The sequence below is a fragment of the Streptomyces sp. NPDC018833 genome, assembly GCF_044390825.1.
In the GTDB taxonomy this organism is placed as follows: domain Bacteria; phylum Actinomycetota; class Actinomycetes; order Streptomycetales; family Streptomycetaceae; genus Streptomyces.
Genome location: NZ_JBIRZM010000012.1, coordinates 69,802 through 83,269 on the forward strand (window position 1 = coordinate 69,802; position 13,468 = coordinate 83,269).

Consider the following 13,468-nt stretch of genomic DNA (forward strand, 5'->3'; position numbering starts at 1 on the left):
CGGCACCGTTGGAGAGCGGCGGCCAGGAGTACCGGTGACGCGCGGTGTTGTGAGGTGTACGGGGCCGGGCGGCGCGTTGAGCGCCCCTCGGAGAAGGGACTCAGTAGGTTTTGTCCGCATACACCGACTCTCGGGAAGGCGCTACGTGAGTCCCAACGGCTCTGACCTCCCCCACGACCTGGGGGCGCGGGCGGTACCCTCACGCCGCAGCGGCCGACGCGGCGGAAGCCCGTGCAGGCACTGACCGCGGGCCTGGTCCTGGCGACCGCCACCAGTTGTACGTACAAGGACTTCCCCGGCCTGGGGATGCCCAGAGGATCCGCGGATCCTTTCCCTGTGGCGGGGTTCCTGGGCGGCTGCGCTGGCCGTGGGAGTGGTGGTCTGGGGTCTGATCCTGTGGGCGGCGATCTTCCACCGGCGCAGTAGGACGAAGGTCGAGGTTCCCCCGCAGACCCGGTACAACATGCCGATCGAGGTGCTGTACACCACGGTTCCGCTGATCATCGTCTCGGTCCTCTTCTACTTCACCGCCCGTGACGAGTCCGAGCTCCTCACGCTCTCCGAACGGCCGGCCCACACGATCGGCGTGGTCGGCTTCCAGTGGAGCTGGGGCTTCAACTACATCGAGAACGTGGACGGCAAGGCAGAGACGGGCAACGCGAACGCCGACCCCGACCAGGGGGATTGTTCCGGACAGGTACAGCAGGGATTTCCCCAAGGGCGCCGAAGGTGTCTACGACGTGGGCGTCCCCAGCACCCGCAACCCGCAGACCGGTAACCCTGGCCCGACACTGTGGCTACCGATGGGCGAGAAGGTCCGGTTTGTCCTGTCCTCGCGTGACGTCATCCATTCTTTCTGGGTGTTGCCGTTCCTGATGAAGCAGGACGTTTTCCCCGGCCACAATGTCAATGCCTTTGAGATGACGCCCAACCGTGAGGGCACCTTCCGGGGCAAGTGCGCCGAACTCTGCGGCGTCGACCACGCCCGGATGTTGTTCAACCGTCAAAGTCGTCACCCCTGACCGCTATCAGCAGCACCTTGAGGAACTGGCCGCGAAAGGGCAGCGCGGCTTCATTCCGGCGAGCATCAACATCACTGACCCGGCCAGAAACGCTGAGCCACGCAAACTGTAAGGACCGTGGCCGTACTCCAGCTCGCTGTGCACGTCGCTGAGGGGGAATCTCGGCAGCGACGGCCCGGCGCAGGTCGTCAACGAGCCAGCGCCTCATCAGCCAGGGATTGGCGACACACGGCGTTGATCAGCCGTGGTGTCGAGCGAACCGTCCCGTTTCAGCGAGCCGGCGGTTCCACCAGCCGGGGCGGGCTGCCGCGATCGCCTTCAGCCGGCGGTGTTCCGCTCGCTGGGCGGCGACGAGGAGGGGAACCAGCGGAGGAGTCAGCAGGGGCAGGCGTCGCGGAGCGGAGTCGTTCTCCAGGAGCAGGGCGGCTACGGCCGCGGTACCGGAGACGTAGAGGATCGGGTTGTAGTACGGCATGAGCCGCGGGCCGAGTCCTTCGCAGTCCGTGAGCCACGGGAGGCCCAGCCGCGTCCGCCTGCGCGGCCAGCCCGTCAGGTGGGCGATCACCGCGGCCAGGCTCACGCTGTTGAGTACGGCGAAGGCTGGATCGTCGTGCGAGGGCCGGGTGCCCGCCGCGCGCCAGGCCGTTGCCGTACCGGCGGCCCACGCGGTCGCAGCGGTGAACGGTCCGAGAAGGGACGCCAGGGGCATTCCGACGCCTGCGGCCAGTTCGAAGAAGACGTGTCCGGCCGTCGCGGCTGCGGTGACCCTGGTCAGGGGCCGCCGTCGGGGTGCCGTCCGGTTCATCGCCGTCACCTCCTCCGCCTCCGGGCGTTCCGCCTGCTGTCCTGCTCATGGCCGCCCTGGTGCGGGCGGCATCGGTCCGACGGTGTGGGTCGCACCGGCTCGTTGCCCTGTTGTCGTTGCCGCCGCGGGTACCCGGAGTTGCGCGTCGCCACCCACTGGCCCGGGCCACTGCACGCCTCGCGTGTATATCCGGCGGCTGATGATCGCGGATCTACCGCATGAGTTCGCGTGCGGCGCCGGGTCAGCACCGGGCGTACGGTGGACCGGCGGGGCGTCGTGGCGTTCCGCGGGGGAGGGGGCGGGTTTCCACGGCGCGCCTGCCTCGGCCGTCGACCGGGTCGGGCAGGCAGCCTAAGCCACCACAGCGAGCGCTGGAGGGCCGGTTCCGATGGCCACGCCGGTTATGGACAGGGCGGAGCAGACTTCCGCCGCGTCCCCGTAGATCACGGTCACCTTCCGGACCCGCCGGTTCGAGCCGGAGGTCTCCGCGGAGGCGACCTGGCAGGACTTCCTGGTCGAGATCGATCCGAAGGAGCGCGTCCTCGACGGTCTGCACAAGATCAAGTGGGAGCAGGACGGCTCGCTGACGTTCCGCCGCTCCTGCGCGTACGGCATCTGCGGGTCGGATGCCATGCGGGTCAACGGTCGCAACCGGCTGGCGTGCAAGACACTGATCAAAGACATCAACCCGGGCAAGCCCATCACAGTCGAGCCCCTCAAGGGCCTGACCGTGCTCAAGGACCTGGTCGTGGACATGGAGGCGTTCTTCCAGGGCTACCGGGACGTGATGCCGTTCCTCATCACGACCGGCAACGAGCCCACCCGGGAGCGCAGACAGTCCCCAGAGGAGCGGGAGCGCTTCGACGACACGACCAAGTGCATCCTGTGCGCCGCGTGCACGTCGTCGTGCCCGGTCTTCTGGACCGACGGGCAGTACTTCGGTCCGGCGGCGATCGTCAACGCGCACCGCTTCATCTTTGACAGCCGGGACGAGGGCGGTGAGCAGCGGCTGGAGATCCTCAACGGAAATGACGGCGTGTGGCGCTGCCGCACGATCTTCAACTGCACCGACGTGTGCCCGCGTGGTATCGCCATCACCAAGGCGATCCAGGAAGTGAAGCGGGCGCTGATCACACGCCGCATCTGACCGGGGCAGCGCGCCGACGCCGACGGCTGGGCATGCGGGAGGAGCCGTTGGGCTGCGCTGGTACCTGCACCCGGGGGCTTCCCCGCCGACTGTCCGTTGGTGCAGCTGGCGACGGGCGCTGTCACGTGCTTCTGTGTCCGTCGGTATGCCCGTCAGCCTGTTCGGCCGGTCGGGGATGGTCGCGTTGGAAGGTGGCGTACAGCCACCACAGGGACGGCAGCAGGAGAACCGCTCCGGCGGCCAGGGACATCAGGCTGGCCGACAGGACGGTGTCGGTGGCGGCGGCGTCCTGGAGTGTGACGCCGGGCAGCAGCCGGGGGTACTGGGCGACTCCCCAGCCCCACAGCAGGCCGGTGACGGCCAGGGCGGCCGTCAGCCGCACGGCCAGAAAATGGCGGCCCCACGTCAGGAGGGCCAGGGAGGCCAGCCCCGACGCCACGGAGAGGATCAGCAGGGGCAGGGCGCTGCCGGAGGTGAGTTCGGCGTAGAGCTGGGGTGCGTCGGCGTGCAGGACGACGAGCCCTGCGGCGGACAGGGCACCGACGACGAGGCCGGCAAGGAGTGCGCGGCGGCGGAACGCTTCGGTCAGCGGCGTATCACCGGCTCGCTGGGCGTCTTGGGTGAGGTAGACCGCGGCGAGGTAGGCGGCGGTTCCCACTGCGAGAGCCCCGCTGATCAGCGAGGTGGGGCTGATCCAGCTGGAGACTGTGTCGCCTTGGGTGATGCCCGCGGGGACTCGGCCGGAGGCCACCGCGCCCGCCACGGTGCCCAGGAAGAAGGGTGTGGCGAGGGAGGAGAAGGCGAAGGTGGCGCCGAAGAGTCGTTGCTGCCAGATCTCGACGCTGACCTTGCGGAAGGCGAAGGCCGCACCGCGGGCGATGATCCCCAGGGCGGCCAGGGTCAGCGGAATGTAGAGGGTGGAGGCGATGGCGGCGAAGACGGGCGGGATACCGGTCCACAGCAGCACGATGACGAAGATCAGCCAGACGTGGTTGGCCTCCCATACGGGTCCGATGGAGTGCTCCACCAGGTCGCGCTGGGGCCTGCCGCGTTGGGTGGTTCCGGCGAGCAGGTCCCATACGCCGCCGCCGAAGTCGGCGCCGCCGAACAACACGTAGGCGGTCAGGCCGATCCACAGCACGGCCAGCGTGGTCTCGGGCAGCGACATGACCGGTGTCCTCCCTTCCGCTCGGCATCTCAGACGACCTTGAACTCGGCGACATCGCGCTCCTGCGGGGCGATCGGCACCGGCTGTGCACCGGCCAAGCGGCGCAGGACATAGACCGTGGCCACGGTCAGCACCAGATACACGACGCTGACCACCACGAATCCCCACACCACTCCGGGTGCGGGGTTGACCGCCTCGGAGGTGCGCATGACGCGGTAGACGATCCAGGGCTGGCGCCCCACCTCCGTGACGACCCACCCGGCCTCCAGCGCCAGTACCGCGGCCGGACCGGAGAGCGCGGCGGCGCGCAGGAACCACCGGGTGCCCGGCAGCCGTTTGTGGCGCCGCCACACCAGGCCCAGCCACGCGGACAGGGCCAGCAGCGCGAACCCGCAGCCCACCATGATCTGGAACGCCCAGTGGGTGATGTTGACGGGCGGGCGGTCGCGTGCCGGAATCTCGTTCAGGCCCATGATTCGCGCATCGGGGTCGAAGTGCGCCAGCAGGGACAGGCCGCGCGGGATTTCCAGGGCGTAGCGCATCTCGCCGTCGACGGCGATACCGCCCACATGCAGGGGAACACCGCGCGCGGTGTCGAAGACGCCTTCCATAGCGGCGAGTTTGACGGGCTGGTTGTCCGCCACGAAGTGCGCCGCCCAGTCGCCCACCCCGATCTGCACGGGGGTCACCAGCGCCGCGATCGTGAACGGCACCAGGAAGCCGAGCCGGTGGTACCGGTCGCGGCGACCGCGCAGCATCGCGACGGCGTACACGCTGGCCATGAGGAAACCGGCGACCATGAACGCGGCAAGGATCATGTGAACGGTCTGCGGCGGCGTCGCCGGATTGAACATCGCCTCCCAGGGATCGACGGCGACGACCCGGCCGCCCTGCACCCGGAAGCCCACCGGTTGCTGCATCCAGGCGTTGGCGGCGACCACGAAGAAGGCGCTGGCCACTCCCGCGACGAGGATCGGCAGCGCGGTGAGCATGTGCCGGCGGGGCGGCAGCCGGTCCCAGGCGTACAGGTAAATACCGAGGAAGATCGCCTCAATGAAGAAGGCGATCCCCTCCAGTGAGAACGGCAGGCCGATGACCTGTCCGTAGGTGCCCATCATCCCGGGCCACAGCAGCCCCATCTCGAACGACAGGATCGTTCCGGACACCGCTCCGACCGCGAACAGCACCCCCATCGCCTTCGCCCACCGCCGCGCCAGCAGCCGGTAGTGCACATCCCCCGTGCGGTGACCGCGCCACTCGGCGAACACAGTGATCGCGGGCATCCCCACCCCCAGGCAGGCGACGATGATGTGCCAGCCCAGCGACAACGCCATCTGCGACCGGGCCGCCCCCAAACCGCCGGCCTCGGCAGCGGACAGCACGTCCCCCACAAGCGCCGTTCCGCTCACCCGAATTCCTCCTCACGGCAGACATCGGGGCGCGAACCGGCACGCAGCACATGAGACCGCCATGGCCCGCAACCCGGTGGCCACCCGGCCGGCCCATCCACGCCAACGTGCAAGAACGCGCCCGGTGGAGAATCACGCGTCCCTCGCATCGACCATCCGACAGCCCAGGAACCGGCCAGGCAACGCCGCCAAGGTATGGCACCCGACAGGCATGTCACAGCAGCGACGCGACGTCAGCCGCAATCGGCACAGGCTCCAAGCGGCCATACCCCTGACCCGTCACGTCCCGGCCGCCGAACCCAAGGACGGGGCGGCAGCGATCCTGGCCGCCACCGCGACGGTGAAGTTCCCCAAGGTCATCACCGGCCGGCGCCCGCTTGCGGTTTTCGCCGATCACGGCGGGGGACTCGCCGTTTGTGGTCGCATATGGAGCGGAGCAGCGGGTGCGCGTTCCGGCACTGCGGGCCGGCTGGCTGAGGCAGACGTTCGTCCACTGGGCCTTCCCGCCGGACGAGGTCCAGGCGCTGCTGCCCGGTGACCTGGTAGTGGACGAGTACGACGGTGCCGCGTGGGTGGGCCTCACCCCCTTCGTCATGACAAATGTGCGCCCTCCCGGCCTGCCCGCCCTGGCGCCAGGGCTTCCGACCTTCGCGGAAACCAACCTCAGGACGTACGTCCGGCACCGGGACGGGCGGGACGGGCTGTGGTTTCTGTCCATCGAGGTGGCCTGCCCGCTGATGCTGGCGGCCCGGGCCGTCGGCGCACCGTACAACCAGGGCACGCTGAGCGTCTCCGTGAACGGGGACGCCGTTTCCTACACGGGGTCCAGATGGGTCGGCGACGCCTCCTACCGCCTGGTCGTCCGGCGCGGCGACCCGATCACGCCCACCGGGCGGGACGTGTGGCTGACCTCGCGCTGGCGGGCGTACACACGGCGACTCGGCATGCTCTGGCAGACGCCGGTCGAGCACGAGCCCTGGCCGCTGAGGGACGCCGTCGTCGACGTACTCGACGAGACGCTGACCACCGCGGCCGGCCTTCCCGCGCCCACGGCCAAGCCTGTGGTGCACTTCTCGGAAGGAGTCAGGCATGTGCGGCTCGGGCCCAGCACGCCCGCTGCCCCGAGGCCGAGATCTTCCTGACCTCCGGTCGGGAGCAGGGAGATGAGCTGGAAGCGCCGCCGTGCCGGTCGGCGCCGGCGGCTGCGCTTCGACGGCTGCATCGCGGGTATCGGCACTTCGTCCGGGACGCGCCTCGTGCTGGGGCACTGGCAGCGGTCGCCGTTCGGGCCGTTCAGCGACGTGATGATCGAGCGGACCGACGGGGAACGGCTGCTGCTGGCCCCCTCAGGCCATACGGCGGACTTCGTTCGCGGCACCTACACCTTCGACACGGTGTGCGTCGTGCCGGTCGACGTGCGCGTCGCCGACAGCACCTGGACCGTCACCGCCGGCCCACTCGACCTGAGCTTCACCGCCGGCCGCCGAGGGGTAGCGGGGATCTTGCTGCGGGCCGTGCCCGGCGTACTCGCCGCCCGCCCGGCATGGGCTGCCTTGACGAACTGGCCCGCCCGCCTGCTGCCGGCCCACGTGCGGACCCGCGGCAGCGCCGGTGCGGGCCGCCGCGAGTGGTACGGCGTGCGCGATCTGCGGCCGGTCGGCTCGGTCTCGGCGGTCTTCGAGGGCCATGACCTCGGTGGAACGGCGCCCATTGATCCGCCTGTGCGCTTCGGGTTCGGTTCGGTGCCGCGCAAACCCACCCTCACGCGGGTCACGACGACGGTGGAGCTGGGCAAGTGACCTTCGTTTCCTGCCGGGTCGACCGGGTACCCGGCCGACCCCCGGAAACGGAGCCGAAGGGACGGCCCATGACCAAGGCCAGAGTGCCGGAGCGGGCGGACACGGTCGCGGTGGCGCACGGCGCCTTCAACGTCGTGGGCGGGCTGTGGCCGCTGCTGCATCTGCGCAGCTTCGAGTGGGTCTTCGGCCCCAAGGCCGACGTCTGGCTGCAGATGACGACGGGCGGCCTGCTGGTCTCCGCCGGCGTCGCCCAGCTCGCGGCCGCTCCCGGCCCCCAGGGCCCGGCCCATGCCCGCCGCATCGGCCTCGGCACCGCCTTCACCCTGCTGGCCATCGACCTGATCTACGTACCCAAGGGCCGGATCCGGCCCACGTACCTCCTCGACGCCGCAATGCAGACCGGGTGGATCACCGCCTGGCTGCGCTCCGCCCCCGGAAAGAGCGCCACGAGGAACGCCAGGAGCAACGCACGATGAGGGACCGACTACGACGGGCTGCTGCACCGTGCCCCGAGATCCGAAGAGCACCTTTCACCCAAAGGACGGCAGGGCATCGCCAGCACACCGGAGACACAACAGGGTTTCGCACTGAGGAGGTCGCCGTTGAGTGAGCAGACCCCGTCCCAGGCAGAGGGCGAGCGGCAGGAGGTCGCCGCGATCGACCAGGAGCTGGAGAAGGCCGGTCGTCGCGATGTGCCACGGACGACCCCGTCGCAGGCCGAGGGCGACCGGGCGGGCGAGGAAGCCGAGGAAGGGGACGCGGAGTCGGAGAGCGGCTGGTCAGGCCCATGAGAAACCCCCAATGGCCGCCCCCTCCGGCGCCCGGAGCGGCCGCCGACGGCGGCCGACAACGGAAGCGGCCGGTGCCAGGATCAGTGCCGGTCACCACGGTGGAGGCGGGTTTCCGTCTACTGGCGCGCCTGCGGAGGGCGCCGGCGCTGCATCCGCACGGGCTGACGTGCACGGCCGACCTGGACGTCATGGGCGACGGCGGCGGACCGTGGGGCGCGACGTGGCTCGACACACCCACCCGGTACGCGGCGACGGTACGTCTTTCACGAGCGGCCGGCCTGCCCCCGTGGCTGCCCGACGGGCTGGGGCTGGCCGTGCGCGTGGAGCAGGCCGACGGTCCCGACCACCCCCTCGACCTGCTCCTCACCAGCAGCGGTCGGAGCCGGGTCACCCGACATCTGCCCCTGCCACGCGCTGATGTGCTGGGCGGCCCCTACAGCAGCCTGCTCCGCTACCGGGTGGGCGGCCGCCACCGCATGCTGGCCGCCTTTCCCCGTCGTACCGGGCGGGCGCCGGTCAGGGGCGACCCGGCGAGCCTGAGCGACGCCTTGGCCACCGGCCCAATCGTCTTCGACCTGTGCGCTGAGACCTCCCAGGGGTCGTGGCGTACGTTCGCCGTATTGACGGTACGGACTGCCCTGCCCGTACCTGAGGAGCAGAGCCTGGGCTTTGACCCCTACGCCCACAGCCTTCCGGGCCTCACCCCGGGCAACGCCCTGGCCGCGACCCGCTGCGCCGCCTACCGCGGATCTCGCGCAGGCCGCCGGGACAGCTCCCGGGGAGACTGACCGGCGGCATCACCTTGTCGGCAAAGATCGGCTCGGCGGTGGTCTGCGCCGTGGTCGGCGTCACCATCGGCAGCCTCCTGGCCGCCGTCGTCCCCTTCGGGGTCACCACACGCCGCCCTTTCGGTCGGCCAGTGTCCCAACTCCCCCGCCGCAGCCAAGACGATCGCTGGGCAGGCCGCCCACCATGCCAACCGCTCATCACCCAGCCGTACGGCTGCCGGCGCCGAACCCCAGCGCCCCAGGGTCTGCAAGGGGTTCCGCTCCCGTCACTCGCTGCCGGTGGTCTTGTCGATGAGCGCTCCGTACGCGAGTTGCAGCGTGTCCGCCCCGGCCAGCGCGGCCAGTGCGCCCATGGCGGTCCGCGTGGCGCGCGGCCAGAGCAGCTGGCCGGCGGTCAGGGTCGAGGCCACCCAGACGCTCATGCAGAAGGGGCAGGTCATCAGCTCGCCGACGGTGTCCTTGCCGTTGTCCGGCTGCGCCTCCTCATGCAGTTCGGCCGGGCCTTGCGGACCGACGTACGTCGTGAAGGGGGCCCGGAGCGGGCTGGTCACCGACGCCTTGCTCAGCAGTCTGCTGAGTCGGAACGTGGCCAGGGACGTCAGCACCACGTCCCAGGGCTCGGGTCGCTCCGGCAGCGGGCGCTCCCGCAGCCGGACCGCCGTGGCCCAGGCCGCCGTGTACGCGCCGAATCCCGCCATGGCGGCGAGATAACCGCCCAACGGCCGCTCGTGCCCTGCCGAGTAGTCCCCTTCAGCACGGCGGACAAGCCCGCGCACCTTCCCTCTGAAGCGACTGTCAGCCTGCCTGGCCATGCGCAGTCCCCACTCCGTTTCCGGCGTGGCCACGATCGGTGTCCCCACCGCTCCTGGCCCGTTGGCCCCCGTCCTGGTGGCGCAGGCGCACCTCGACGTGGCCGTCGGCGATCCGTGTCTCGAAGGCGGGCTGGGGCGCGGTGGCGGGGCCACGCACGTTCCAGCCGTCCGAGAGCCGGAAGACGCTGCCGTGCCAGGGGCACTGGACACATCCGTCGGCGACCGTGCCCTCAGAGAGCGGTCCCGCGAGATGGCTGCACCGCTCGGACAGCACATGGATCGTCCCACCGAGCTCGCGCACCACCAGGAGCGGCACATCGTCCACGCTGCGCCGCACGGGCTCCCCGGCCGGGAACTCCTCTACCGCCCCGATCCGGTGCCAGCCCTCCGTGACCACGTGCGGCACCTCTTCGGCGTGGTTGGCGCCAGAAGCCTGGCGGTAGGCCAGGTGACCGCCCAGCATGCCGCCGAGTGCGGCCGCCGACAGACCGAGGAAGCCGTACGCCCGGCCGAGGCCGTTGCGGCCCTTGGTGCGGCAGGCGAGCGAGGCGGAGTAGAGGCCGACGGCCGCCGTGTTGGTCACGGCGTGCACCAGGCCGACGCGCTGCTGCTGGTGGTGCAGCTCCGCCCAGTCGGTGGCGCCTGCCAACGCCGCGGGCGCGGCCGCGGCCAACCCGACGCCGATGAGCAGGCCCGCCTCACGGGAGCGGCCGGGGCGTAGATCCAGTACGGCCGCGGACAGCCAGCTGCCGATGGGCACCTGCACCATCAGCGGGTGGACCGGGTGCCCCAGCCACCGGCCGTGCAGCAGGTCCCGGCCGCGCCCCAGTGGCAGGGACCGTACCCCCGCGCGGAGAGCGTCGATCAACGGATCCGCCCGGGGCTCGCGCTCCAGACGGTCCAGCAGCCACAGCACTCGGCTCTGCTTCATCCGGCGGCGAGGAGGCGTTGTACTCATGAGCAGCCGGGTCCCCACCTGCGCAGACGGCAAACGAAGCGACGGGGGCGGCACGCCACCGCTCAGCCGCCGGGCCGGATGACCGCGCGGACGCAGCCGTCCGTCTTCTGCTTGAACATCTCGTAGGCGCGCGGTGCCTCGTCCAGGGGCACGGTGTGGGTGGCCAGATGGGATGTGGTGAGGTCCCCGGCGGCAAGGCGATCCAGCAGCATGGGGATGTAGCGCTGGCCGTGCTGCTGAGCACCTCGTACGGTCAGGCCCTTGTTGATCACCGCGCCCAAAGGGAACTTGTCGACCGCCCCGGCGAAGACGCCGAGGACGAAGACCGTGCCGCCCTTACGGCAGGCGTGGATGGCCTGCCGCACGGCGGTGGGCCGGTCCGTCTGGAGCCGCAGCTGCTGCTTGGCCTGGTCGTAGAGGTGGACGGGGCTGTCGCTGTGCGCCTCCATCCCGACCGCCTCGATGCACACGTCCGGGCCCCGTCCACCGGTGCGTTCACGCAGTTCCGCCCCGACGTCGGTGGCCGTGTAGTCGATGACTTCGCTGCCGATGTGCCGCTCGGTCATCTCCAGCCGTTCGGGGATCCGGTCGATGGAGATCACGCGCTCCGCGCCCAGCAGGATCGCGGCGCGGGCCGCCATCTGGCCGACGGCCCCGCACCCCCACACGGCGACGACGTCACCGGGCTTCACGCCCCCCAGGTCGGCGCCCATCCAGCCGGTGGGCACCGAGTCGGACACGAACAGGGCGCTGGTGTCGTCGATGCCCTCGGGGACGGGGAAGGCGCCGTAGTCGGCGAAGGGGACGCGTACGTACTCGGCGTGGCTGCCGCGCAGTCCGCCCATGGCGTGCGAGTAGCCGAAGATGCCGCCGGTGTCTGCGCCGAAGAGGGCCTGTCCGATGCCGGGGTTGGTGTTGGTGTTGTCGCAGAGGGACCACAGGTCGTGGGTGCAGTACCAGCAGCGGCCGCAGCCGACGAACGAGGCGACCACCACCCGGTCGCCCACCTTGTGCCGGCGCACGGCGGCGCCCACCTCGACGACCTCACCGACGAACTCGTGGCCGATGACGTCCCCGGACCGCATGAAGGGGATGTAGCCGCCGATCAGATGCAGATCAGAGCCGCAGGTGGTGCCTGCGACGAGCCGTACGATCACATCCTGGTCGTTGCGCAGGACAGGATCGGGCACCTGCTCGACGGCGAGCTTGTTGACTCCTTCCCAGCACAGCGCCTTCACAGCACTCCCTCCCCCCTCGCGCGTCGGCTCAACAGCCCGACGAGTTTCCCGCCGGGGGTCTCACGTGTGGTGGGCGGCGTGTCGGGTTGCAGGACCTCGCCCGCCTCCAGCAGCGCCTTCGCCTCGCGCAGGGCGCGGCGCAGGTCCTGGCGCGGGTCGTCACCGGTGAGCCGTGCGGGCACCGAGTGCGCGGTCGTCGGCTGAGGTTGCGTGGGGCGCACTGCCAGTTCCGTCCCTCGATCCCCCGGCGCCGGTCGAATCCGCGTCTCGATCCGTTCGCCGTACTCGCTCAGCGGCGACGGCAGCTTCTCGGGCTGTACCTCGCCCGGTTCGCAGTTGATCGTCACCGTGAGCCATCGGTCCGGGGCGGCCGGGTCTGCCGGGCGCGCCTGCAGGCGCCGTCTCACGACCACGGCTGCTGCGGTGAGCCCCGCGGCGGCCGCCCACAGGGATTTCGGAAAAGTCATCGTCGGTCACATCCTGCGGATAGCGGGGGTGGGATGTCGGGTGAGCAGATCCCCAGGGCGGTCAGCGCAAGACCAGCAGTGCTGCCTGCCGGACAGGGGTGCGGGCACCTCTCGTGGCATGTGTCCGGGTGGTCATGGTCACGGGCCTTCTCAGTAAGGGTGAGCGCATGTGCGCGGCGAGTACCCCCGACTCCATTTCGCTATCTCTCCGAGGCGGGCCTCGCAGCGGCTGTGTATCACCCGAACAGTGCCGCAGATGCCAGGAGCTGGGCCACGCACCGGCACAGCAGCCGCTACGCAAGAGCGCGATTGCCTCCAGTGGCAGGGGTCTGACCTGGGTGGGACCGTGGGAAGTCGAACAAACTGCACACAGCTCGGAATATCAGTCGTGATGTACGGAGGGCGCCATGTCGTTGGTCGAGAAGCTGCTTGATGCCTATCCCGCCGAGACGGGAATGCCGCCCAGGCTCCTGGGAGAGGCAGTGGACAAGCTGTATGAGTGCGCCGGCGTCTGTCTCTCCTGCGCCGACGCGGCCGCCGCCGAGCAGGACCCGGGAAAGATCGTGATGTCCATCAAGTGCGTACGGCTCGACAATGACTGCGCCGACCTGTGTACGGTCGCCGCGCGCATCCTGGCCCGGCAGACGGGCTACGACGCGCCTACCACGATGGCGATCATCGAGGCGACACGCACCGTCCTGCGCGCGAGCGCCGACGCCGCCGAGGAGATCAAGGGCACCCCGTACTTCGAGCTCTCCGCGAGGGCCTGTCGTGAGACGGAACGGCTGCTCGGCCAGTTGGTCGAGCAGATGGGTTCAAGCGAGGCGGGGGAGGGCTACCCGACGTCGCCGCCCAGTGCGACGACTCCTGCCGGAGCGTCCATGAGCGGCGGAACCCGGGCGTCGGAGGAGACCGACGTGTCCGAAGAGCAACTCCGTGAGATGAATGTGGACGAACTGCGCGATATGGCCCGCGAGAAGGGTCTCAGCGGCGTCCACGACATGCGCAAGGAAGACCTGATCGACGCGCTCAGCGGCAAGCACAGCTCGTAAGACGAGCACGCC

The 13,468-nt window shown here is 70.3% G+C and carries 14 protein-coding genes and 1 pseudogene; 8 read left to right on the forward strand and 7 right to left on the reverse strand.

Features of this window, described 5'->3' with window-relative positions; all coding sequences use genetic code 11:
• The first annotated feature begins 231 nt into the window (after nt 1–231).
• Nucleotides 232–1,134, forward strand: a pseudogene (locus ACH5AF_RS23265) (cytochrome c oxidase subunit II).
• 126 nt (nt 1,135–1,260) lie between these two features.
• On the opposite strand, the gene ACH5AF_RS23270 reads toward ACH5AF_RS23265, so the two are convergent.
• Entirely contained in the window at nt 1,261–1,827 is a 567-nt protein-coding gene (locus ACH5AF_RS23270) for a hypothetical protein (protein ID WP_398903809.1), read from the reverse strand.
• A gap of 442 nt (nt 1,828–2,269) precedes the next feature.
• Here ACH5AF_RS23270 and ACH5AF_RS23275 point away from each other — a divergent pair, with 442 nt between their 5' ends.
• Complete coding sequence (locus ACH5AF_RS23275) at nt 2,270–2,974, forward strand: succinate dehydrogenase iron-sulfur subunit (protein ID WP_398904119.1); 705 nt, start codon at nt 2,270–2,272, stop codon at nt 2,972–2,974.
• Nucleotides 2,975–3,095: 121 nt separating this feature from the next.
• Here the strand turns inward: ACH5AF_RS23275 and ACH5AF_RS23280 are convergent, their stop codons facing one another.
• Nucleotides 3,096–4,142, reverse strand: a complete 1,047-nt coding sequence (locus ACH5AF_RS23280; protein ID WP_398903811.1) for a cytochrome d ubiquinol oxidase subunit II — start codon at nt 4,140–4,142, stop codon at nt 3,096–3,098.
• 29 nt (nt 4,143–4,171) lie between these two features.
• Nucleotides 4,172–5,551 carry a cytochrome ubiquinol oxidase subunit I gene (locus tag ACH5AF_RS23285; protein WP_398903813.1) on the reverse strand — a complete coding sequence of 460 codons (1,380 nt, stop codon included), beginning with the start codon at nt 5,549–5,551 and terminating at the stop codon, nt 4,172–4,174.
• A 443-nt stretch (nt 5,552–5,994) separates the two neighbouring features.
• Between ACH5AF_RS23285 and ACH5AF_RS23290 the strand changes: the two genes are divergently transcribed.
• The 5 genes from ACH5AF_RS23290 (at nt 5,995) to ACH5AF_RS23310 (ending at nt 8,929) form a co-directional block, all read left to right on the forward strand.
• Complete coding sequence (locus tag ACH5AF_RS23290; protein WP_398903814.1) at nt 5,995–6,693, forward strand: YqjF family protein; 699 nt, start codon at nt 5,995–5,997, stop codon at nt 6,691–6,693.
• Between the two features lie 21 nt (nt 6,694–6,714).
• Entirely contained in the window at nt 6,715–7,350 is a 636-nt protein-coding gene (locus ACH5AF_RS23295; RefSeq protein ID WP_398903816.1) for a hypothetical protein, read from the forward strand.
• 68 nt (nt 7,351–7,418) lie between these two features.
• Nucleotides 7,419–7,826: a hypothetical protein gene (locus tag ACH5AF_RS23300; RefSeq protein ID WP_398903818.1), complete on the forward strand. Its 408-nt coding sequence runs from the start codon at nt 7,419–7,421 to the stop codon at nt 7,824–7,826.
• Between the two features lie 126 nt (nt 7,827–7,952).
• Entirely contained in the window at nt 7,953–8,141 is a 189-nt protein-coding gene (locus tag ACH5AF_RS23305; RefSeq protein ID WP_398903820.1) for a hypothetical protein, read from the forward strand.
• A gap of 71 nt (nt 8,142–8,212) precedes the next feature.
• On the forward strand, nt 8,213–8,929 hold the full coding sequence (locus ACH5AF_RS23310) for a phosphodiesterase (protein WP_398903822.1): 717 nt from the start codon (nt 8,213–8,215) through the stop codon (nt 8,927–8,929).
• 266 nt (nt 8,930–9,195) lie between these two features.
• On the opposite strand, the gene ACH5AF_RS23315 is transcribed toward ACH5AF_RS23310, so the two are convergent.
• The 4 genes from ACH5AF_RS23315 to ACH5AF_RS23330 form a co-directional block, all read right to left on the reverse strand.
• Nucleotides 9,196–9,627: a DUF1360 domain-containing protein gene (locus ACH5AF_RS23315; protein ID WP_398903823.1), complete on the reverse strand. Its 432-nt coding sequence runs from the start codon at nt 9,625–9,627 to the stop codon at nt 9,196–9,198.
• Between the two features lie 97 nt (nt 9,628–9,724).
• The gene (locus tag ACH5AF_RS23320; RefSeq protein ID WP_398903825.1) at nt 9,725–10,672 is read right to left on the reverse strand and encodes a Rieske 2Fe-2S domain-containing protein; all 948 of its coding nucleotides are present in this window, start codon (nt 10,670–10,672) and stop codon (nt 9,725–9,727) included.
• An 89-nt stretch (nt 10,673–10,761) separates the two neighbouring features.
• Nucleotides 10,762–11,937, reverse strand: a complete 1,176-nt coding sequence (locus ACH5AF_RS23325) for a zinc-dependent alcohol dehydrogenase (protein ID WP_398903827.1) — start codon at nt 11,935–11,937, stop codon at nt 10,762–10,764.
• Nucleotides 11,934–12,404 (reverse strand): hypothetical protein, encoded by a 471-nt coding sequence (locus ACH5AF_RS23330; protein ID WP_398903829.1) that lies wholly within the window; start codon nt 12,402–12,404, stop codon nt 11,934–11,936. Before ACH5AF_RS23330 ends, ACH5AF_RS23325 begins: the two co-directional genes overlap by 4 nt.
• A gap of 407 nt (nt 12,405–12,811) precedes the next feature.
• Here ACH5AF_RS23330 and ACH5AF_RS23335 point away from each other — a divergent pair, with 407 nt between their 5' ends.
• Nucleotides 12,812–13,456: a Rho termination factor N-terminal domain-containing protein gene (locus ACH5AF_RS23335; protein ID WP_398903830.1), complete on the forward strand. Its 645-nt coding sequence runs from the start codon at nt 12,812–12,814 to the stop codon at nt 13,454–13,456.
• Nucleotides 13,457–13,468: the final 12 nt, after the last annotated feature.

What these genes read in the sequence shown, in the direction of transcription:
- ACH5AF_RS23270 (WP_398903809.1), bottom strand. Translation starts at nt 1,827, where the DNA reads ATGAACCGGACGGCACCCCGACGGCGGCCCCTGACCAGGGTCACCGCA.
- ACH5AF_RS23280 (WP_398903811.1), bottom strand. Translation starts at nt 4,142, where the DNA reads ATGTCGCTGCCCGAGACCACGCTGGCCGTGCTGTGGATCGGCCTGACC.
- ACH5AF_RS23315 (WP_398903823.1), bottom strand. Translation starts at nt 9,627, where the DNA reads ATGGCGGGATTCGGCGCGTACACGGCGGCCTGGGCCACGGCGGTCCGG.
- ACH5AF_RS23295 (WP_398903816.1), top strand. Translation starts at nt 6,715, where the DNA reads ATGAGCTGGAAGCGCCGCCGTGCCGGTCGGCGCCGGCGGCTGCGCTTC.
- ACH5AF_RS23320 (WP_398903825.1), bottom strand. Translation starts at nt 10,672, where the DNA reads ATGAAGCAGAGCCGAGTGCTGTGGCTGCTGGACCGTCTGGAGCGCGAG.
- ACH5AF_RS23335 (WP_398903830.1), top strand. Translation starts at nt 12,812, where the DNA reads ATGTCGTTGGTCGAGAAGCTGCTTGATGCCTATCCCGCCGAGACGGGA.
- ACH5AF_RS23300 (WP_398903818.1), top strand. Translation starts at nt 7,419, where the DNA reads ATGACCAAGGCCAGAGTGCCGGAGCGGGCGGACACGGTCGCGGTGGCG.
- ACH5AF_RS23330 (WP_398903829.1), bottom strand. Translation starts at nt 12,404, where the DNA reads ATGACTTTTCCGAAATCCCTGTGGGCGGCCGCCGCGGGGCTCACCGCA.